This window comes from Kitasatospora sp. NPDC002543 (genome assembly GCF_053594915.1).
The window spans coordinates 1-20,213 of sequence record NZ_JBSFWR010000130.1 but is presented as its reverse complement, the minus strand read 5'-3'; the positions used below and the strand labels follow the sequence as shown (position 1 = coordinate 20,213).

Below are 20,213 nucleotides of genomic sequence, written 5' to 3'. Positions count from 1 at the left end.
CGACCGCCGGGGCCTCGGCCTGGCGATCAACCGGCTGGCGGAGACGACGATCGACGCGAAGCCGGAGTCCTGCAGGACGGTGTTCCGGCAGAGCGAGGAACTGGTGGTCGGCACCGGCGGGGCGGACGGCGACACCCAGGTGTTCGTGGAGTTCCAGATCTTCCCGGGCCGTACGCCGGAGGCGAAGGCGGCGCTGAGCGAGGGCGTGCTGGCGCTGCTGGCGCAGTACGTCCGGCCGCGGCCGGGCACCCGGTTGTTCACGGCGGTGAACGTCGCGGACATCGACCGGGAGAGCTACCGGAACGCGACCGCCCAGGGCTGAACCGGTGACACCCGGTAACGTAGCGGCCCGTGACTACCTGGATCTGGGCCGGCGTGGCCGTGGTGCTGTTCGGCATGTACCTGAGTTGGACGGCCGGCCGTCTGGACCGGCTGCACGCCCGGATCGACGCCGCGCGGGCGGCGCTGGACGCGCAGCTGGTCCGTCGGGCCTCGGTGGCGATGGAACTGGCGACGTCCTCGCTGCTGGACCCGGCGGCCTCGCTGCTGCTGCTGGACGCGGCGCACGCGGCGCGGCAGGCCGAGGACGAGCAGCGCGAGGTGGCGGAGAGCCAGCTGAGCCTGGCGCTGCGGGCGGTGCTCGAGGAGCCGGAGCAGGTGGCGGCGCTGATGGCCGAGCCGGGCGGTGAGGACGCGGTTCGTGATCTGACGGCCGCGGTGCGGCGGGTGCCGATGGCCCGTCGGTTCCACAACGACGCGGTGCGGGCGGCCCGGGCGGTGCGCGAGCACCGGCTGGTGCGGTACTTCCGGTTGGCGGGCAAGGCGCCCTTCCCGCTGGCGTTCGAAATGGACGATGCCCCGCCGCCCGCCCTCACGCCCGAAGGGGCGCCTGCTTAAGGTGTCCCCCGGATACGGCCCGTTTGTCGTATCCCGTCGTCCGGGCTGGACTTGGTGGCGCATGATGGGGCCATTCGGTCTGCCTACCATAGGGCGATAGCACTGATTCATCTTCGAGTGAGGTCTCACGTGTCCACCACCCCCACCACCGCAGACCAGCCGCAGATCGGCACCGCCCGGGTCAAGCGCGGCATGGCCGAGCAGCTCAAGGGCGGTGTGATCATGGACGTGGTCAACGCCGAGCAGGCCAAGATCGCCGAGGACGCCGGCGCGGTCGCCGTCATGGCCCTGGAGCGGGTTCCGGCGGACATCCGCAAGGACGGCGGCGTGGCCCGCATGTCCGACCCGAACATGATCGAGGAGATCATCGAGGCGGTCTCCATCCCGGTGATGGCCAAGTCCCGCATCGGTCACTTCGTCGAGGCCCAGGTGCTGCAGTCGCTGGGCGTCGACTACATCGACGAGTCCGAGGTGCTGACCCCGGCCGACGAGATCAACCACTCCGACAAGTGGGCGTTCACCACCCCCTTCGTCTGCGGCGCCACCAACCTGGGCGAGGCCCTGCGCCGCATCGCCGAGGGCGCGGCCATGATCCGTTCGAAGGGTGAGGCCGGCACCGGCAACGTCGTCGAGGCCGTCCGCCACCTGCGCCAGATCAAGAACGAGATCGCCAAGCTGCGCGGCTTCGACAACAACGAGCTGTACGCCGCCGCCAAGGAGCTGCGCGCCCCGTACGAGCTGGTCAAGGAGGTCGCCGAGCTCGGCAAGCTGCCGGTCGTGCTGTTCTCCGCCGGTGGCGTGGCCACCCCGGCCGACGCCGCGCTGATGCGCCAGCTGGGCGCCGAGGGCGTCTTCGTCGGCTCCGGCATCTTCAAGTCGGGCGACCCGGCCAAGCGCGCCGCCGCCATCGTGAAGGCCACCACCTTCTTCGACGACCCGAAGGTCATCGCGGACGCCTCGCGCAACCTGGGCGAGGCCATGGTCGGCATCAACTGCGACACCCTGCCGGAGACCGAGCGCTACGCCAACCGCGGCTGGTAGCCACCCGCCGTTCCGAGCCGGCCCGCCGCAGCGCCTCGGTGCGCGGCGGGCCGCGCCACGTAGTCCGTCGTAACGATCGATAGAGGTTGAAGACCGTGAGCACTCCTGTCATCGGCGTCCTCGCCCTGCAGGGCGACGTCCGCGAGCACCTGGTGGCGCTGGCCGAGGCCGACGCGCTCGCCCGTCCGGTGCGCCGCGCCGAGGAGCTGGCCGAGGTCGACGCGCTGGTGATCCCCGGCGGGGAGTCCACCACCATGTCCAAGCTGGCGCTGCTGTTCGGCGTGATGGACCCGCTGCGCGAGCGGGTCGCCGCCGGGATGCCGGTCTACGGCACCTGCGCGGGCATGATCATGCTGGCGGACAAGATCCTGGACGGCCGGGAGGACCAGCAGACCGTCGGCGGCATCGACATGACGGTGCGCCGCAACGCCTTCGGGCGCCAGAACGAGTCCTTCGAGTCGGGGATCGACTTCGCGGGCCTGGACGACGTGCCGGTGCACGGCGTCTTCATCCGCGCCCCCTGGGTCGAGTCGGTCGGCGCGGGCGTCGAGGTGCTGGCCGAGCTGCCCGCCGCGGACGGTCCGGAGAGCCGGATCGTGGCGGTGCGCCAGGGAAACCTGCTGGCGACCTCCTTCCACCCGGAGCTGACGGGTGACCACCGGGTGCACGCGTACTTCGTACGGATGGTCGAGGAGCACCTCGCCGCGGCCGCGCGTTGACCGTGTGCGCCTCACCGGTGGCACACCGGTAAGATCTCATCTGTTCATTTCCCTTTGGCGACGTAAAGGAGCTGGCGATGTCCGGCCACTCTAAGTGGGCTACCACCAAGCACAAGAAGGCCGTGATCGACGCCAAGCGCGGCAAGCTCTTCGCCAAGATGATCAAGAACATCGAGGTGGCGGCGCGCACCGGCGGTCCCGACCCGGCGGGCAACCCGACCCTCTACGACGCCATCCAGAAGGCGAAGAAGAGCTCGGTCCCGATCGACAACATCAACCGCGCCGTCAAGCGCGGTGGCGGTCTGGAGGCCGGCGGCGCCGACTACCAGACCATCATGTACGAGGGCTACGGCCCCAACGGTGTCGCCGTCCTGATCGAGTGCCTCACCGACAACCGCAACCGCGCGGCCTCCGACGTGCGCGTCGCGATGACCCGCAACGGCGGCTCGATGGCCGACCCGGGCTCGGTGTCCTACCTGTTCACCCGCAAGGGCGTCGTCATCGTCCCCAAGGCCGACGGCGTGGACGAGGACAAGCTGTTCGAGGTCGTCCTGGACCAGGAGCCCGAGGAGATCAACGACCTCGGCGACTCGTTCGAGATCGTCTCCGAGGCCTCGAAGATGGTCGCCGTGCGCACCGCGTTGGTCGACGCCGGCGTCGACTACGACTCGGCCGAGGCCAACTTCCTCCCCAGCATGCAGGTCGAGCTGGACGTCGACGGCGCCCGCAAGATCCTGAAGCTGATCGACGCGCTGGAGGACAGCGACGACGTGCAGAACGTCTTCGCCAACTTCGACATCTCCGACGAGGTCGGTGCGCAGCTCGACGCCGAGTGACACGGCATCGATCGATCGACGGCGAGTGACCGTTCTCACTGCCCGGCCCGGTGGTCCCTGGACCACCGGGCCGGTGTCGTCGGTGGGGTTGTCGGACCCGGGCGGTAGCCTGCGGAGGTCCTTCACGGCGAGTGGCAGGGAGTCGGGGCGAGTGGTGCGGGTACTGGGCGTGGACCCGGGGCTGACCAGGTGCGGGGTCGGCGTGGTCGAGGGCGCGCCGGGCCGGCCGCTGCGGATGGCCGGGGTCGGCGTGGTGCGCACCCCGGCCGAGGCGGAGATCGGGCAGCGGCTGCTCCGGGTCGAGCAGGGCATCGAGGCCTGGCTGGACGAGCACCGGCCCGACCTGGTCGCCGTCGAGCGGGTCTTCGCCCAGCACAACGTCCGCACCGTGATGGGCACCGCCCAGGCCAGCGCCGTCGCGATGCTCTGCGCCACCCGGCGCGGCATACCCGTCACCCTGCACACCCCCAGCGAGGTCAAGGCCGCCGTCACCGGCTCGGGCCGGGCCGACAAGGCGCAGGTCACCGCCATGGTGCAGCGCCTGCTGCGGCTGGACGCCCCGCCCAAGCCCGCCGACGCCGCCGACGCGCTGGCGCTGGCCATCTGCCACATCTGGCGCGGCGGGGCGACGAACCGGCTGGAGGCCGCCGTCCGGGCCGCCCGCACCACCGCACGCTCCACTCCTCCGAAAGGCACCGTCCGATGATCGCCTTCGTCCAAGGGCCCGTGGCGGCCATCTCCTCCGGGATCGCGGTGGTCGAGGTCGGCGGGGTCGGCATGGCCGTGCAGTGCACCCCGAACACCCTGGCCGGACTGCGGCTGGGCGAGCCGGCCCGGCTGGCCACCTCGCTGGTGGTCCGGGAGGACTCGCTGACGCTCTTCGGCTTCGCCGACGACGACGAGCGCGCCGTGTTCGAGATCCTCCAGGCCGCGCCCGGCGTGGGCCCCAAGCTGGCGCAGGCGATCCTCGGGGTGCACAGCCCCGACGCGCTGCGCGCCGCGATCGCGGGCGGCGACGAGAAGGCCCTGGTCGCGGTGCCCGGCATCGGCAAGGCCAAGGCGGCGAAGCTGCTGCTGGAGTACAAGGACAAGCTCGGTGCCCCGCACGGCGCCGTGCCCGCGCAGAAGCCGCTCGCGGCCGGCCCGGCGCCGTGGACCGAGCAGCTGCACTCCGCGCTCACCGGCCTCGGTTACGCCCCGCGGGAGGCGGACGACGCGGTCGCGGCCGTCACGCCGGAGGCCGAGGCGCAGGCGACGCCGGACGTCGGCGCCCTGCTCCGGCTCGCCCTGCGCGGCCTCAACCGCGCCCGCTGACCACTGACGATCTGTCCCTTTGTCGACACCGGAGATTCTGGAGCCCGCGACGATGTACGACCCGGAACCCGCCGACCGGCTGGTCACGGCCGCCGCCGACGGCGAGGACCAGGCGGTGGAGGCGGCGCTGCGCCCCAAGCTGCTGGACGAGTTCATCGGCCAGGAGCGGGTGCGCGAGCAGCTGTCCCTGGTGCTCCAGGCCGCCCGCAAGCGCGGCAGCGCGCCCGACCACGTGCTGCTGAGCGGCCCGCCCGGGCTCGGCAAGACCACCCTGTCCATGATCATCGCCGCCGAGTTGGGCGCCCCGATCCGGATCACCTCGGGCCCGGCCATCCAGCACGCGGGGGACCTCGCGGCGATCCTCTCCTCGCTCACCGAGGGCGAGGTGCTCTTCCTCGACGAGATCCACCGGATGTCCCGGCCGGCCGAGGAGATGCTCTACATGGCGATGGAGGACTTCCGGGTCGACGTGATCGTCGGCAAGGGGCCGGGCGCCACCGCCATCCCGCTGGAGCTGCCGCCCTTCACCCTGGTCGGCGCCACCACCCGGGCCGGCCTGCTGCCGCCCCCGCTGCGCGACCGCTTCGGCTTCACCGGGCACATGGAGTTCTACGCCCCGTCCGAGCTCCAGCGGGTGGTGCACCGCTCGGCCGCGCTCCTGGACGTGGAGATAGACCCGGCCGGCGCGGCCGAGATCGCCGGGCGCTCGCGCGGCACCCCGCGCATCGCCAACCGGCTGCTGCGCCGGGTCCGCGACTACGCCCAGGTCCGGCACGACGGCAGGGTCAGCGCCGGGATCGCCGCTCAGGCGCTGGACGTCTACGAGGTGGACGCCCGCGGCCTGGACCGGCTGGACCGCGCGGTGCTGGACGCGCTGCTGCGGCTGTTCGGCGGCGGTCCGGTCGGTTTGTCGACACTCGCGGTCGCCGTGGGGGAGGAGTCCGAGACGGTCGAGGAGGTCGCCGAGCCCTTCCTGGTCCGCGAGGGCCTGCTCGCCCGCACCCCGCGGGGCCGGATCGCCACCGCCGCGGCCTGGCAGCACATGGGTCTGACCCCGCCGGTACAGAACCCGGCGGTCCGGACCGCTCGCGGAAGTGTTCCGGCGCAGTCGGAGCTGTTCCCCGCCGACGAAAGTTGACCGCCATCGGCTGAACGGGTGAGTCCGGTCGGGCGGTTCCCACCCGATGCTTCCGTGGTGGCACAGGGAGAAGCCCGGAACGACGTCCGGGGAAACTGTGCAGGACGAGGCTCGCCACTTTCGGCGGCAGGATGCGATGCTTGGCGTTGTCCGATCGATTCGGGGTCGCCTAGACTCCGCCGGACCGCCCCTCTCACCTGACGGGCCGACCAATACCACACAGGCCGCCGGCCGGCGGCCCGTAAAGGACCCTGGCTGCAGTGAACCTCATCATCCTCCTCCTCCCGATCATCGCGATCGTGCTCATGTTCCGGTCGCAGAAGAAGCGCCAGCAGCAGATGCAGCAGATGCAGACCGCGCTGGAGCCCGGGGCCGGTGTGCGCACCATCGGTGGCCTGTACGCCCAGGTGAAGGCGGTCAACGAGGAGACCGTCGAGCTGGAGATCGCGCCCGGCGTGGTCACCCACTTCACCAAGAGCGCGGTCGCGGCCGTCCTGGACCCCCAGGAGTACGACGCGATCATCAACGGTCGCCCCGCCGATGACGAGCTGCCCGAGCCGGAGGCCGAGGACGCCGAGCCGGTCGAGGACAAGCCGCTGACGCTCACCAAGGACAGCGCCGAGAAGGGCGATGCCGAGGGCGGGGCTCCCGCGAGCAAGTAGTACGGACGGGCAACCCGCCCGTTCGCGCGGCACAGTGCCGCGAGCCCACAGGACCTCAGGGCCGCAGAACCGCCGTACCCCCGTCCCGACGATCGCCGGCCGGGGGTACGGCCGGGAAAGTGGCATGGACAGGGAGAAACGAGCAAGGTGGCAACACCCAAGTCGCGCCCGCGCGACGGCTACCCAGGGCGGGCGCTGGCCCTCATCCTGGTCGTCACCGTCGGACTGGTCGCCCTCATGTTCGGGACGGGCACCACCAAGCCCCGGCTCGGGATCGACCTCGCCGGTGGCACCAGCATCACGCTGACCGCGAAGTCGACCGATCCCAAGGCGCTCAGCAAGTCCAACATGGACATCGCCGTCGGGATCATCGAGCGCCGGGTCAACGGTATGGGTGTCTCCGAGGCGGAGGTCCAGACCCAGGGGTCGGACACGATCATCGTGAACATCCCCAAGGGCGGCGACCGGCAGAACGCGGCGGACCAGGTCGGTACCACCGCCAAGCTGTTCTTCCGTCCGGTCCTGGCCACGGCCCCCAGCGGCGTCAGCGCCCCGGCTCCGACGGGCACCCCGTCCGCGGGCGCCACCGGCACCCCGGCCGCCACCCCGCCGGCCACCGCCGGCGCCCCGTCCGCCTCCGCCGGTGCCCCCTCCGCGGGCGCCACCAAGCAGGGCCGCCCCGCGAGCGAGGCGCTGGCCGCCGAGGGCGCCAGCCCGACCGCCGCCGCCAGCGGCGCCGCGAGCACCGCGCCCTCCGCCGCCGCATCCGGCAGCGCGGCCCCGGCCGCCACCGGTGACCCGGCCGCCCCGCAGACCCCGGCCGACATCAGCAACGCGATGACCCAGGGCACCGTGCCGCCCGAGCTGGCCGCCGCGTTCGCCGCCCTGGACTGCTCCAAGCCGGACGTCCGCGCCGCCCAGACCGGCGCCGAGGACAAGGCCGTCGTCGCCTGCTCCCAGAAGGCCGAGAACGGCTACTACGAGAAGCTGGCCCTCGGCCCCGCGGCCGTGAAGGGCGCGGACGTCTCCAAGGCCCAGGCCACCATCGACACCCAGCAGGGTGCCGGCTGGCAGGTCCAGCTGCAGTTCAACAGCAGCGGCAGCGACGCCTTCGCCAAGGTCACCGGCCAGCTGGCCTCGCAGGCCCCGCCGAACAACCAGTTCGCCATCGTGCTGGACAACCAGGTCGTCTCCCACCCGCAGGTCAACGGACCGATCCCGGGCGGCAGCGCGGTCATCACCGGCCGCTTCTCGCAGGCCGAGGCGCAGGACCTCGCCAACGTGCTGAGCTACGGCGCCCTGCCGCTGGAGTTCGCCAAGAGCGACATCACCACCGTCTCCCCGGCGCTCGGCAGCGACCAGCTCAAGGCCGGTCTGGTGGCCGGCGCCATCGGCATGATCCTCGTGGTCGCCTACTCGCTGATCTACTACCGCGGTCTGGGCCTGGTCTCGATCGCCGGTCTGCTCGTCTCGGCGGCCCTGACCTACTCGATCATGAGCCTGCTCGGCAACGCGATCGGCTTCGCGCTGAACCTGCCCGCGGTCTGCGGCGCGATCGTCGCGATCGGCATCACCGCCGACTCCTTCATCGTGTACTTCGAGCGCATCCGCGACGAGGTCCGCGAGGGTGCCCCGCTGCGCCCGGCGGTCCAGCGGGCCTGGCCGCGCGCCCGGCGCACCATCCTGGTCTCGGACTTCGTGTCCTTCCTCTGTGCCGCCGTGCTCTACGTGGTCTCGGTCGGCAAGGTCCAGGGCTTCGCGTTCACCCTGGGTCTGACCACCCTGCTCGACGTCGTGGTGATCTTCCTCTTCACCAAGCCGCTGATCACGCTGCTGGCCCGTCGCAAGTTCTTCCTGGACGGCCACCCGTGGTCCGGCCTGGACCCGAAGCGGCTGGGCGCCCGCCCGCCGCTGCGCAGCAGCCGTCGCCGTAGCCCCTCCTCTGCCGCCGTGAAGGAGGCCTGACACCGTGTCACGCTTCTCCAACCTGGGCCACCGGCTCTACCAGGGTGAAGTCAGCTTCGACTTCGTCGGTCGCCGCAAGCTCTGGTACTCCATCTCCGGCGTGATCGTGCTGGTCGCGGCGATCGGCCTGGCCATGGGCCTGCACCTGGGCATCGAGTTCAAGGGCGGCTCGGTCTACACCGTGTCCAAGCCCGGACTGACGGTCTCCCAGGCGCAGGACACCGCGGACGGGGTCGTCTCCTCGCACCCGCTGGTGCAGTCGACCGACAACGGCAAGATCCGCATCCAGGTCAGCACCGAGGAGACGAAGAGCTCCGACGAGATCCGCTCCGAGCTCGCGAAGAAGCTCGACGTCCCGCTGGACACCGTCGAGGCCCAGGTGATCGGCCCCAGCTGGGGCAAGCAGATCTCCCAGAAGGCGCTCACCGGCCTGATCGTCTTCATGGTCCTGGTGACGGTCTACCTGGCGATCGCCTTCGAGTGGCGGATGGCCGTGTCGGCGCTGGTCGCCCTCATCCACGACCTCCTGATCACCATCGGCGTGTACGCCCTGGTGGGCTTCGAGGTCACCCCGGGCACGGTGATCGGCTTCCTGACGATCCTCGGTTACTCGCTCTACGACACGGTCGTCGTCTTCGACACCGTGAAGGAGAACACCAAGGGGATCGAGAAGCAGAACAAGCTCACCTACAGCGAGGCCGCCAACGCGGGCCTCAACCAGACCCTGGTGCGCTCGCTCAACACCACCGTGGTGGCGCTGCTGCCGGTCGCCGCGCTGCTGTTCATCGGCGGCGGCCTCCTGGGCGCCGGCACCCTGAACGACATCTCGCTCGCGCTGTTCATCGGCCTCGCGGCCGGTGCCTACTCCTCGATCTGCGTCGCCACCCCGCTGCTGGCGCAGCTCAAGGAGGAGCAGCCGGAGATGAAGGCGCTGCGCAAGCGGGTCCTCCAGCACCGTGCCGCGGCCGCCGCCAAGGCCGGGGCCGCGGAGGGCGTCGAGGCGGACGGGTCGACGGACGAGGAGCAGCCTGCGGGTATGGTCGGACAGCGCGGCCGCGCGGCCGGCACCACGCGTGCCAAGGGCCGTCCGTCCACCAAGCGCTGACCCCGGCCGAGACCCGGGCCACCACCACCGTGAAGGACAGAACCGTGACCACCGCCGACACCGCACTGGCCGAGCTGCTGAACAGCCGGATCCGGGACGTCCCGGACTACCCGAAGCCGGGTGTGCTGTTCAAGGACATCGCGCCGCTGCTCGCCGACGCCGAGGCCTTCGGCGCCCTCACCCGGGCGCTGGCGGCCCGGGCCGAGGAGCTCGGTGCGACCAAGGTGGTGGGCCTGGAGGCGCGCGGCTTCGTGCTGGCGGCTCCGGCGGCCTACGCGGCCGGGCTCGGCTTCGTGCCGATCCGCAAGCAGGGCAAGCTGCCCGGCGAGGTGTTCCGGCGCTCGTACGAGCTGGAGTACGGCTCGGCGACGCTGGAGGTCCAGTGCGACGCCTTCGCGCCCGGTGAGCGGGTGCTGGTGGTGGACGACGTGCTGGCCACCGGTGGCACCATCGGCGCCTCGCTGGACCTGGTCAAGGAGGCCGGGGCCCGGCTGGTGGGCGTCGTGGTGCTGATGGAGCTGGGCTTCCTGGACGGCCGCGAGCGGCTGGCCGGGCACCTGGACGGCGCTCCGCTGGAGACGCTGGTCACGGTCTGAGAGATCCCGGGGAAGGGCGGCGGTCGGAACATCCGACCGCCGCCCTTCCGTTTCCGGCCCGGCCGGATGAACACCGCGGCGCCCGGCTCGGTACCATGAAGATTCATCCCCTCCCGGTTGTGTCCGACCGTTCGGGCCTCGGCAGGGGTCGGCCCGGTGCCCCGAGGAGTTGTCCTTGCCCGACGAGGTTGTGCCCACGGCCGCAGCGGCCGCCCCCGAAAACCGTCCCACGCCCTCGGGGGCCACCCCGGCACGCCCGGCGCCGACCTCCTCGCGTTCGCTCGGCCCCTCCGGCCGCGGCTCCACCGGCGGCATGCGCGCCCGGCTGGCCCGTCTGGGCGGCCAGCGTTCCAGCGTGCTCAACCCCGTCCTGGAGCCGCTGTTCCGCTCGATCCGGGCCAACGACCCCAAGGCCGACCCGGCGCTGCTGCGGGACATAGAGAAGGCGTACGCGGTCGCCGAGAAGTGGCACCGCGGACAGAAGCGCAAGAGCGGCGACCCGTACATCACCCACCCGCTGGCCGTGGCGACGATCCTGGCCGAGCTCGGCATGGACGCCCCGACCCTGATGGCCGGGCTGCTGCACGACACCGTCGAGGACACCGACTACGGCCTGGAGACCCTGCGCAAGGACTTCGGGGACTCGGTGGCGCTGCTGGTGGACGGCGTCACCAAGCTGGACCGGGTCAAGTTCGGCGAGGCCGCGCAGGCCGAGACGGTCCGCAAGATGGTCGTGGCGATGGCCAAGGACCCGCGGGTCCTGGTGATCAAGCTGGCCGACCGCCTGCACAACATGCGCACGATGCGCTACCTCAAGCGGGAGAAGCAGGAGAAGAAGGCCCGCGAGACGCTGGAGATCTACGCCCCGCTGGCGCACCGGCTGGGCATGAACACCATCAAGTGGGAGCTGGAGGACCTCGCCTTCGCGATCCTCTACCCCAAGATGTACGACGAGATCGTCCGGCTGGTCGCCGAGCGCGCCCCCAAGCGGGACGAGTACCTGGCGACCGTCATCGACCAGGTCCAGGGGGACCTGCGCGGCGCCCGCATCACCGCCTCCGTCACCGGCCGGCCGAAGCACTACTACTCGGTCTACCAGAAGATGATCGTCCGGGGCCGGGACTTCGCCGAGATCTACGACCTGGTGGGCATCCGGGTCCTGGTCGACACCGTCCGCGACTGCTACGCGGCGCTGGGCACCATCCACGCGCGGTGGAACCCGGTGCCGGGGCGGTTCAAGGACTACATCGCGATGCCCAAGTTCAACATGTACCAGTCACTGCACACCACGGTGATCGGTCCCGGGGGCAAGCCCGTCGAGCTGCAGATCCGCACCTTCGACATGCACCGGCGGGCCGAGTACGGCATCGCCGCCCACTGGAAGTACAAGCAGCGCGCGGTCGCCGGGGCCTCCAAGGTCCGCACCGACACCCCGACCCAGGTCCGCAAGGACGACAAGGCCGGCGCCGTCAACGAGATGGCCTGGCTGCGGCAGCTGCTGGACTGGCAGAAGGAGACGGCCGACCCGGGCGAGTTCCTGGAGTCGCTCCGCTTCGACCTGGCCAGCAACGAGGTCTTCGTCTTCACCCCCAAGGGCGACGTGATAGCCCTGCCGGCCGGGGCCACCCCGGTCGACTTCGCCTTCGCGGTGCACACCGAGGTCGGCTACCGGACGATAGGCGCCAGGGTCAACGGGCGGCTGGTGCCGCTGGAGTCGACCCTGGAGAACGGCGACACCGTCGAGGTGTTCACCTCCAAGGCGGAGAACGCCGGCCCGTCCCGGGACTGGCTGGGCTTCGTCAAGTCACCGCGCGCCCGCAACAAGATCCGCGCCTGGTTCTCCAAGGAGCGCCGCGAGGAGGCGATCGAGCACGGCAAGGAGGCGATCGTCCGGGCGATGCGCAAGCAGGGCCTGCCGATCCAGCGGATCCTGACCGGCGACTCGCTGGTCACCCTGGCCCACGAGATGCGCTACCCCGACATCTCCTCGCTCTACGCCGCGATCGGCGAGGGCCACGTCGCCGCGCCGAACATCGTGCAGAAGCTCGTCCAGGCGCTCGGCGGCGAGGAGGGCGCCACCGAGGACCTGGCGGAGACCGCCACCCCGACCCACGACAACCGCCGCGCGGTGCGCCGCCGGGCCAAGGGCGACCCGGGCGTGATCGTCAAGGGCATCGAGGACGTCTGGGTCAAGCTCTCCCGCTGCTGCACCCCGGTGCCGGGCGACCCGATCGTCGGCTTCGTGACCCGCGGCAACGGCGTCTCGGTGCACCGCGCCGACTGCGTCAACGTGGAGGCGCTGAGCCAGCAGCCGGAGCGCATGATCGACGTCGAGTGGGCGGCCACCCAGTCCTCCGTCTTCCTGGTGGCCATCCAGGTCGAGGCGCTGGACCGCTCCCGGCTGCTCTCGGACGTCACCCGGGTGCTCTCCGACCAGCACGTCAACATCCTGTCGGCGGCGGTGCAGACCTCCCGGGACCGGGTGGCGATGAGCCGCTTCACCTTCGAGATGGGCGACCCGAAGCACCTGGGCCACGTGCTCAAGGCGGTGCGCGGGGTCGAGGGCGTCTACGACGTCTACCGCGTCACCTCCGCCCGCAAGTAGCGGCGGGCGGCGGCGCCTCCACCTGGAGCAGCAGCGCGAAAGGCCCCCGGGAGCGATCCCGGGGGCCTTCGCCGTTCAGCGTGTCGGGGCGAGCGGCCCGGTCGGCCGATCAGCCGCGGCGGGGCACTCAGCCGCTGAACTCCTCCTGGCTCTTGTGCGCCTGCTCCAGCAGGGTCTGCACGCCCGCCAGCTCGGACTCCAGCTTGGCGGTCCTGGAGGCGTTGCCGGCCGCGCGGGCCTTGTCCAGGTCGGCCTGGATCTTGTCGGCCTTCGCCTGGAACAGGCCCACCATGCCGGCGGCGCGGGCCTTGGCCTCCGGGTTGGAGCGCTTCCACTCGGCGTCCTCGGCCTCGCGGATGGCCCGCTCGACCGCGTTCAGCCGGCCGTCCAGCTTCGGACGGACCTCGCGCGGCACGTGCCCGATGGCCTCCCAGCGCTCGTTGACCTCGCGCAGCGCGGCCTTGGCGGCCTTGAGGTCGGTGATCGGCAGGATCGCCTCGGCCTCGACGGCCAGCGCCTCCTTGAGCTTCTGGTTCTCGACCTGCTCGGCGTCCCGCTCGCTGAACACCGAGGAGCGGGCCTGGAAGAAGACGTCCTGGGCACCGCGGAACCGCGCCCACAGCTCGTCCTCGATGTCCCGCTGGGCCCGGCCGGCGGCCTTCCAGCGCGCCATCAGGTCGCGGTAGGAGGCGGCGGTGCTGCCCCACTCCGTCGACGAGGACAGCGCCTCGGCCTCGGCGACCAGCGCCTCCTTGGTCTGCCGGGCCTTCTCGCGCTCGGCGTCCAGGGTCGCGAAGTGCGCCTTGCGGTGCTTGGAGAAGACCGAGCGGGCGTGCGAGAAGCGGTGCCACAGCTCGTCGTCGCTCTTGCGGTCCAGCCGGGGCAGGCCCTTCCAGGTGTCCACCAGGGCGCGCAGCCGGTCTCCGGCCTCCCGCCACTGGGTGGACTCGGCGAGCTGCTCGGCCTCGGCGACCAGGGCGTCCTTGGCCGCACGGGCCTCGTCCTGGGCCTTGGCGCGGGCGGCCTTGCGCTCCTCGCGCCGGCTCTCGATCTCGCCGGCGAGCGTGTCCAGCCGCTTGGCCAGGGCCTCCAGGTCACCGACCGCGTGCCCCTCGACGACCTGGGCGCGCAGGTGCTCCAGCGCGGTCTGGGCGTCCTTGGCGGCCAGGTCGGTGGTGCGCACCCGCTTCTCCAGCAGGCCGATCTCCACCTCGATGCCCTGGTACTTGCGCTCGAAGTAGGCGAGGGCCTCCTCGGGCGAGCCGGCCTGCCAGGAACCGACGACGCGTTCGCCGTCGGCCGTCCTGACGTAGACCGTGCCCTGCTCGTCCACACGGCCCCACGGGTCGCTGCTCATAGCGCGTCCTCCACATGACGTCGCGCCCGCGCCGGGGCGGCGCGCGTCCGTCGTCCACAGTTGATGTGCGACGGACCGAAAGAGTCCGCCGTCCCCGTCCGCCGTGCCTTGCTGCCGAGGGTGACGGCTAGGCGGGTCCGGGCACCCTATACAACGCCAACATAGGCGACCAGGACCGGTGCTGTCCGCATCCGGGCCGGGCGATTTCGGTCCGGGGCCGTGCGGGGGCGGCGCGCACACCGCCCGCCGACGGCCCCGGAGTTGGTCAACCCTTCGCTACCGTAACGGAGTTGAAGGTGACATCGGCCATCGGGTGGCCGTCCGGCGAGCCCTCCAGGGTGCCCGCGGCCGCGATCTTCTGCACCACGTCCAGGCCACCGGTGATCTTGCCGAAGGGGGTGTAGTTCGGCGGCAGCTTGGTGTCCTTGTAGACCAGGAAGAACTGGCTGCCGTTGGTGCCCGGGCCGGAGTTGGCCATCGCCACGGTGCCGGCCGGGTAGGTCGCGCCGGTGAGGTTCTCGTCCGCGAACTTGTAGCCGGGGCCGCCGGTGCCGCCCGGGACGGTCGCGCTGGCGGTCGGGTCGCCGCACTGGAGCACGAAGATGCCGTCGGTGGTCAGGCGGTGGCACTTGGTGTGGTCGAAGTACTGCTCGCCGGCCAGGAAGGCGAAGGAGTTCACGGTGTGCGGGGCCTTGGCCGCGTCCAGCGCGATCGTCACCTTGCCGCAGTTGCTGTCCAGCGTCATCGCGTACGAGCCGCCCGCGTCGACCGTCATCGGCGGCTCGGCCTGCCACTGCTTGCCGTTGGGCGCGCCCGGCGCCGGGGCGGCGCAGCCCTCGACGGGCTTGCGGGTCGGGGTGCTCGGCTCGTCGGTGGCGGTCGGCGCGGCCTGCGCGCTCTTCGCGGCCGACGCGCCGCCCTTGTCGTCCGAGCTGAACGCGCCGGTGGCGATCAGCGTGCCACCGCCGGCCAGCACCACCACGGCGAGCGAGGCCCCCAGGATCGTGTTGCGCCGCCTGCGCGCGGCCGCGGCCGCGACCCGGCGCTCCAACTGGCGCTCGTACTTCTCTCGGGCGAGCTGCCGCCGCCGCTGTTCGCTGCTGACCACCGGCCGTGTCTCCTACGGATGTGCGGGAAATGAGGATGGATTCCGGAGCGGATCATCGCATCCCTCGGCGGCCAAGTGTAGGGACCGGGCCTGTAAGAACCCGGTGAACCTGCCGGGCCGCGGCGCCCCGCCACCCCCATCTGGTTCGCAACCGGGCCCGGGGCGCCGGTAGGCTGCACCTAAATCACCACAGGCAGCGATCACCACTGGTAGCCGCCGCAGCCGCCCGCCGCACACCCGAAGGACGCGCGTGTTCATCGCCGGATTCCCCGCTGGAGCCTGGGGCACCAACTGCTACCTGGTCGCTCCGGCGGCGGGCGAGGAGTGCGTCATCGTCGATCCCGGGCACCAGGCGGCCGCCGGCGTCGAGGAGATGGTCCGCGAGCACCGGCTGAAGCCCGTCGCCGTGCTGCTCACCCACGGCCACATCGACCACGTGGCCTCCGTGGTCCCGGTCTGCGGCGCCCGCGGCGTCCCGGCGTGGATCCACCCCGAGGACCGGTACATGATGTCCGACCCGGAGAAGGCGCTCGGCCGCTCCCTGGGCACCCAGCTGATGGGCGAGCTCACCGTCGGCGAGCCCGACGACGTGCGCGAGCTCACCGACGGCAGCGTGCTGGAGCTGGCCGGCCTGAAGCTCACCGTGGACCACGCCCCGGGCCATACCGGGGGGTCGGTGACCTTCCGGACGCCCGGTGCCGAGGACCTCCCCCCGGTGCTGTTCTCGGGCGACCTGCTGTTCGCCGGCTCCATAGGGCGTACCGACCTCCCGGGCGGGGACAGCGAGGCGATCATGAACTCGCTGGCCCGGGTGTGCCTGCCCCTCGACGACTCCACCGTGGTCCTCTCCGGCCACGGCGGTCAGACCACCATCGGCCGCGAGCGCGCCACCAACCCCTACCTCCGACAGGCAGCGGGGGCCACCGGCGCCCCGGCTTTCCCGCGACGAGGAATGTGACGGAAGAGAAGTTGAGCACCTTCACCGCCCCCAAGGGCACCTACGACCTGCTGCCCCCCAGCTCCGCGACCTTCCTGGCGATCCGCGACCGGCTCTCCGGGCCCTCCCGCCGGGCCGGTTACGGGTACATCGAGACCCCGGTCTTCGAGGACGTGAAGCTGTTCTCCCGCGGCGTCGGCGAGTCCACCGACATCGTCACCAAAGAGATGTACACCCTCACCACCAAGGGCGGCGACGAGCTCGCGCTGCGCCCCGAGGGCACCGCCCCGGTGCTGCGCGCCGCCCTCCAGGCCAACCTGCACAAGCAGGGCAACCTGCCGGTCAAGCTCTGGTACTCCGCCTCGTACTACCGCTACGAGCGCGCCCAGAAGGGCCGCTACCGCCAGTTCTCCCAGGTCGGCGCCGAGGCGATCGGCGCCGAGGACCCGGCGCTGGACGCCGAGCTGATCATCCTGGCCGACGACGCGTTCCGCTCGCTCGGCGTGCGGAACTACTCGCTGCTGCTCAACAGCCTCGGCGACAAGCAGTGCCGCCCGGTCTACCGCGCCGCCCTGATCGAGTTCCTCTCCGGCCTGGACCTGGACGAGGAGACCCGCCGCCGCGCCGAGATCAACCCGCTGCGCGTCCTCGACGACAAGCGCGAGTCGGTGCAGGCCCAGCTGGTCGACGCCCCGATGCTGCGCGACTACCTGTGCGAGGAGTGCAAGGCGTACGACGAGAAGGTCCGCGAGCTGCTCACCGCGGCGGGCGTGGCCTTCGTCGACGACCCCAAGCTGGTGCGCGGCCTGGACTACTACACCCGCACCACCTTCGAGTTCGTGCACAACGGCCTCGGCGCCCAGTCCGCGATCGGCGGCGGCGGCCGCTACGACGGCCTGTCCGAGATGATCGGCGGCCCGGCGCTGCCGTCCGTCGGCTGGGCCCTCGGCGTGGACCGCACCTACCTCGCGATGGAGGCCGAGGGCATCACCCTCGACCTGCCGTCCGCCACTGCCGTCTACGCCGTCGCGCTCGGCGAGGAGGCCAAGAACACCCTGTTCGCGAAGGTGGTCGAGCTGCGCCGGGCCGGCGTCGCCACCGACCTCGCCTTCGGCGTGAAGAGCATCAAGAACGCCATGAAGTCCGCCGACCGGTCCGGTGCGCGCTTCGCCCTGATCGCCGGGGACCGGGACCTCGCCGAGGGCGTCGTCCAGCTCAAGGACATGAGCACCGGCGAGCAGACCCCCGTCGCCCTCGACGCACTCGTCACCACCCTGAAGGAGAAGCAGCTGTGATCCGCACGCACGACGCGGGCACGCTCCGCCCGGAGCACGCAGGCACCACCGTCACCCTGGCCGGCTGGGTCGCCCGCCGCCGCGACCACGGCGGCGTCGCCTTCATCGACCTGCGCGACGCCTCCGGCACCGTGCAGATCGTGGTCCGCGACCTCGACTCGGTGCACGGCCTGCGCGCCGAGTACTGCGTCAAGGTCGTCGGCGACGTCCGGGTCCGCCCCGAGGGCAACGAGAACCCGGACATCCCGACCGGCGCCGTCGAGGTCGTCGTCAGCGAGATCGAGGTGCTCTCCGAGGCCGCCCCGCTGCCCTTCCCGGTCGCCGAGTACGAGCCGGGCACGGTCAACGAGGAGGTCCGGCTGCGCTACCGCTACCTGGACCTGCGCCGCGAGGGCCCGGCCAAGGGACTGCGCCTGCGCTCCAAGGTCAACAACATCATCCGCCGGGTGATGGAGGAGAACGACTACCTCGACATCGAGACGCCGTACCTCACCCGCTCCACCCCCGAGGGCGCCCGCGACTTCCTGGTCCCGGTCCGCCTCCAGCCCGGCCACTGGTACGCCCTGCCGCAGTCGCCCCAGCTGTTCAAGCAGCTGCTGATGGTGGCCGGCATGGAGCGCTACTACCAGATCGCCCGCTGCTTCCGCGACGAGGACTTCCGTGCCGACCGGCAGCCGGAGTTCACCCAGCTGGACATCGAGGCCTCGTTCGTCGACCAGGAGGACATCCTGGCCCTCGGCGAGAAGATCGTCGGCTCCATCTGGCGCGAGGTGCACGGCTACGAGATCCCGAACCCGCTGCCGCGGATGACGTACGCGGACGCCATGGGCCGCTACGGCTCGGACAAGCCGGACGTCCGCTTCGGCCAGGAACTCACTGACCTGACCGAGTACTTCAAGGGCACCGACTTCCGGGTCTTCCAGGCCCCGTACGTCGGCGCCGTGGTCATGCCCGGCGGCGCCTCCCAGCCGCGCAAGCAGCTGGACGCCTGGCAGGACTGGGCCAAGGCGCGCGGCGCCCGGGGCCTGGCGTACGTCCTCATCGACGCCGAGACCGGCGAGCTGCGCGGCCCGGTCGCCAAGAACCTCTCCGAGGAGCACCTGGCCGGCCTCGCCGCCGCCGCCGGCGCCAAGAACGGCGACGCGATCTTCTTCGCGGCCGGCAAGGAGCGCGCCTCGCAGGAGCTGCTCGGCGCCGCCCGCTTGGAGATCGGCCGCCGCTGCGAGCTGATCGACGAGTCCCAGTGGGCCTTCCTCTGGGTCGTCGACTTCCCGATGTTCGAGCCGATCGAGGACGACAAGGGCCAGTTCCAGGGCTGGCACGCGGTGCACCACCCGTTCACCGCCCCGACCGCCGAGTCGCTGTCGACCTTCGACACCGACCCGGGCTCGGCCCTGTCCAACGCCTACGACCTGGTCCTCAACGGCTCGGAGCTGGGCGGCGGTTCGATCCGTATCCACCAGCGCGAGGTGCAGAAGCGGGCGTTCGACGCGATCGGCCTCTCCGAGGAGGAGGCGGCCTCGCAGTTCGGCTTCCTGCTGGACGCCTTCAACTACGGCCCGCCGCCGCACGGTGGCGTCGCCTTCGGCCTGGACCGCATCGTCACGCTGCTGGGCGGGTACGACACCATCCGGGACGTCATCGCCTTCCCGAAGACGTCCACCGGCGGCGACCCGCTGACCGGCGCCCCGACCCCGATCACCCCGGCGCAGCGCCGCGAGGCCGGCGTGGACGCCCAGCCCAAGGTCCGCGAGGACGCCAAGGGCGAGGCTCAGCCCAAGTCCTGACACCGCGTCATCCGCTAACCTGCAACGGCCCCGGACGGCCCACCCGCCGTCCGGGGCCGGTCCACAACGGTGTGTGACACAGGGAGGGTTGACTTTTGCAGGTCACAACGAGAGTCGAATGTCCGGACGACGCCCCGGCGACCAGGCGCGTCCACATGGCCGCGTTCCCCGGCCCGGACGAGGCGGACCTGGTGGACGCGCTGCGCCGCGATCCCGCCTGGCTGCCCGGCCTGTCCGTGGTGGCGGTCGACGGGGCGGGGCTGGTGATCGGGCACGCGCTGCTGACCCGGCTTCGGGTCGGCGACGGCAAGGGCCTGGCGCTCGCGCCGGTCGCGGTGGCGCCCGAGTGGCAGCGCCGGGGCGTCGGCGAACTGGTGGTCCGGGCCGCGCTGTCGGCGGCCGAGAAGGCGGGCGAGAAGCTCGTGATCGTCCTCGGCGATCCGGAGTACTACGGGCGGTTCGGTTTCGAGCCGGCCGGGCGGCACGAGGTCTCCGGCCCGTTCGAGGTGCCGCAGGAGTACTTCCAGGCGCTGCCGCTGGCCGGGTACGACGGCGCGCCGCGCGGCCTCTGCCGCTACCCCGAGCCGTTCGTCGCCGTGTAGCCCACGCTCCCCTCGGGCGCCTCTCCCAGGGCCGGTCCACGAGACCGGCCCGGTCGCCACGGCCACGCCGACCTGCGGATCCGGCCTCCGGCGCCTACGGTGAGTGCTCATCGGCATTCAACCGAACGGAGGACCCGAGGGTGGTCGAGCGGCAGCGGACCGAGAAGCCGGAGAGGCTGGCGAGGAAGCCGTACGAGCGGGAGCTGCTGCGGCTCCAGGAGGAGCTGGTGAAGCTCCAGGAGTGGGTGC

At 71.6% G+C, this 20,213-nt stretch carries 19 protein-coding genes; 17 read left to right on the top strand and 2 right to left on the bottom strand.

The features are described 5' to 3' along the window. The 13 genes from ACWD4P_RS34220 to ACWD4P_RS34160 all read left to right on the top strand — a co-directional run. Positions 1-322, top strand: a 322-nt coding sequence (locus tag ACWD4P_RS34220; RefSeq protein ID WP_449782305.1) for a hypothetical protein, incomplete at its 5' end; no start/stop codon positions are given. Between the two features lie 74 nt (positions 323-396). Continuing rightward, the gene (locus ACWD4P_RS34215) at positions 397-897 is read left to right on the top strand and encodes a hypothetical protein (protein WP_449782306.1); all 501 of its coding nucleotides are present in this window, start codon (positions 397-399) and stop codon (positions 895-897) included. 129 nt (positions 898-1,026) lie between these two features. After that, on the top strand, positions 1,027-1,938 hold the full coding sequence (gene pdxS, locus ACWD4P_RS34210; protein ID WP_359825313.1) for a pyridoxal 5'-phosphate synthase lyase subunit PdxS: 912 nt from the start codon (positions 1,027-1,029) through the stop codon (positions 1,936-1,938). Positions 1,939-2,033: 95 nt separating this feature from the next. Next, positions 2,034-2,657 (top strand): pyridoxal 5'-phosphate synthase glutaminase subunit PdxT, encoded by a 624-nt coding sequence (pdxT, locus tag ACWD4P_RS34205; protein WP_359825311.1) that lies wholly within the window; start codon positions 2,034-2,036, stop codon positions 2,655-2,657. Positions 2,658-2,734: 77 nt separating this feature from the next. Continuing rightward, entirely contained in the window at positions 2,735-3,493 is a 759-nt protein-coding gene (locus tag ACWD4P_RS34200) for a YebC/PmpR family DNA-binding transcriptional regulator (RefSeq protein WP_049651428.1), read from the top strand. Between the two features lie 154 nt (positions 3,494-3,647). Further along, complete coding sequence (gene ruvC, locus ACWD4P_RS34195) at positions 3,648-4,199, top strand: crossover junction endodeoxyribonuclease RuvC (protein WP_359825348.1); 552 nt, start codon at positions 3,648-3,650, stop codon at positions 4,197-4,199. Beyond that, the gene (gene ruvA / locus ACWD4P_RS34190; protein ID WP_449782304.1) at positions 4,196-4,807 is read left to right on the top strand and encodes a Holliday junction branch migration protein RuvA; all 612 of its coding nucleotides are present in this window, start codon (positions 4,196-4,198) and stop codon (positions 4,805-4,807) included. The genes ruvC and ruvA overlap by 4 nt, the downstream gene beginning before the upstream one ends. A gap of 52 nt (positions 4,808-4,859) precedes the next feature. Next, positions 4,860-5,945: a Holliday junction branch migration DNA helicase RuvB gene (gene ruvB, locus ACWD4P_RS34185; protein ID WP_359825304.1), complete on the top strand. Its 1,086-nt coding sequence runs from the start codon at positions 4,860-4,862 to the stop codon at positions 5,943-5,945. Positions 5,946-6,205: 260 nt separating this feature from the next. Further along, positions 6,206-6,607 (top strand): preprotein translocase subunit YajC, encoded by a 402-nt coding sequence (yajC, locus tag ACWD4P_RS34180; RefSeq protein ID WP_359825301.1) that lies wholly within the window; start codon positions 6,206-6,208, stop codon positions 6,605-6,607. Positions 6,608-6,754: 147 nt separating this feature from the next. Further along, the gene (secD, locus tag ACWD4P_RS34175; RefSeq protein WP_449782303.1) at positions 6,755-8,572 is read left to right on the top strand and encodes a protein translocase subunit SecD; all 1,818 of its coding nucleotides are present in this window, start codon (positions 6,755-6,757) and stop codon (positions 8,570-8,572) included. 4 nt (positions 8,573-8,576) lie between these two features. Continuing rightward, positions 8,577-9,677: a protein translocase subunit SecF gene (gene secF, locus ACWD4P_RS34170; RefSeq protein WP_359822120.1), complete on the top strand. Its 1,101-nt coding sequence runs from the start codon at positions 8,577-8,579 to the stop codon at positions 9,675-9,677. Positions 9,678-9,721: 44 nt separating this feature from the next. Further along, positions 9,722-10,273, top strand: a complete 552-nt coding sequence (locus ACWD4P_RS34165; protein ID WP_359822122.1) for an adenine phosphoribosyltransferase — start codon at positions 9,722-9,724, stop codon at positions 10,271-10,273. A 169-nt stretch (positions 10,274-10,442) separates the two neighbouring features. Further along, the gene (locus tag ACWD4P_RS34160) at positions 10,443-12,878 is read left to right on the top strand and encodes a RelA/SpoT family protein (protein ID WP_449782302.1); all 2,436 of its coding nucleotides are present in this window, start codon (positions 10,443-10,445) and stop codon (positions 12,876-12,878) included. A gap of 127 nt (positions 12,879-13,005) precedes the next feature. On the opposite strand, the gene ACWD4P_RS34155 is transcribed toward ACWD4P_RS34160, so the two are convergent. Both ACWD4P_RS34155 and ACWD4P_RS34150 read right to left on the bottom strand, forming a co-directional pair. Further along, entirely contained in the window at positions 13,006-14,235 is a 1,230-nt protein-coding gene (locus ACWD4P_RS34155; RefSeq protein ID WP_359822124.1) for a DUF349 domain-containing protein, read from the bottom strand. A 265-nt stretch (positions 14,236-14,500) separates the two neighbouring features. Beyond that, the gene (locus ACWD4P_RS34150; protein ID WP_359822127.1) at positions 14,501-15,343 is read right to left on the bottom strand and encodes a peptidylprolyl isomerase; all 843 of its coding nucleotides are present in this window, start codon (positions 15,341-15,343) and stop codon (positions 14,501-14,503) included. Positions 15,344-15,593: 250 nt separating this feature from the next. Between ACWD4P_RS34150 and ACWD4P_RS34145 the strand changes: the two genes are divergently transcribed. From ACWD4P_RS34145 to ACWD4P_RS34130, 4 genes are all read left to right on the top strand, one after another. Further along, positions 15,594-16,301 (top strand): MBL fold metallo-hydrolase, encoded by a 708-nt coding sequence (locus ACWD4P_RS34145; protein WP_359822130.1) that lies wholly within the window; start codon positions 15,594-15,596, stop codon positions 16,299-16,301. Positions 16,302-16,312: 11 nt separating this feature from the next. Continuing rightward, the gene (gene hisS, locus ACWD4P_RS34140; RefSeq protein WP_449782301.1) at positions 16,313-17,575 is read left to right on the top strand and encodes a histidine--tRNA ligase; all 1,263 of its coding nucleotides are present in this window, start codon (positions 16,313-16,315) and stop codon (positions 17,573-17,575) included. After that, positions 17,572-19,362, top strand: coding sequence for an aspartate--tRNA ligase (gene aspS / locus ACWD4P_RS34135; protein ID WP_359822136.1), 1,791 nt, complete (start codon positions 17,572-17,574; stop codon positions 19,360-19,362). Before hisS ends, aspS begins: the two co-directional genes overlap by 4 nt. Before the next feature lie 95 nt (positions 19,363-19,457). Then, positions 19,458-19,964, top strand: a complete 507-nt coding sequence (locus tag ACWD4P_RS34130; RefSeq protein WP_359822139.1) for a GNAT family N-acetyltransferase — start codon at positions 19,458-19,460, stop codon at positions 19,962-19,964. The last annotated feature ends 249 nt before the right edge of the window (positions 19,965-20,213 follow it).

Coding starts and splice junctions, on each gene's coding strand:
- ACWD4P_RS34215 (WP_449782306.1), top strand. CDS start 397: ATGTACCTGAGTTGGACGGCCGGCCGTCTGGACCGGCTGCACGCCCGG.
- ACWD4P_RS34200 (WP_049651428.1), top strand. CDS start 2,735: ATGTCCGGCCACTCTAAGTGGGCTACCACCAAGCACAAGAAGGCCGTG.
- ruvA (WP_449782304.1), top strand. CDS start 4,196: ATGATCGCCTTCGTCCAAGGGCCCGTGGCGGCCATCTCCTCCGGGATC.
- ruvB (WP_359825304.1), top strand. CDS start 4,860: ATGTACGACCCGGAACCCGCCGACCGGCTGGTCACGGCCGCCGCCGAC.
- ACWD4P_RS34155 (WP_359822124.1), bottom strand. CDS start 14,235: ATGAGCAGCGACCCGTGGGGCCGTGTGGACGAGCAGGGCACGGTCTAC.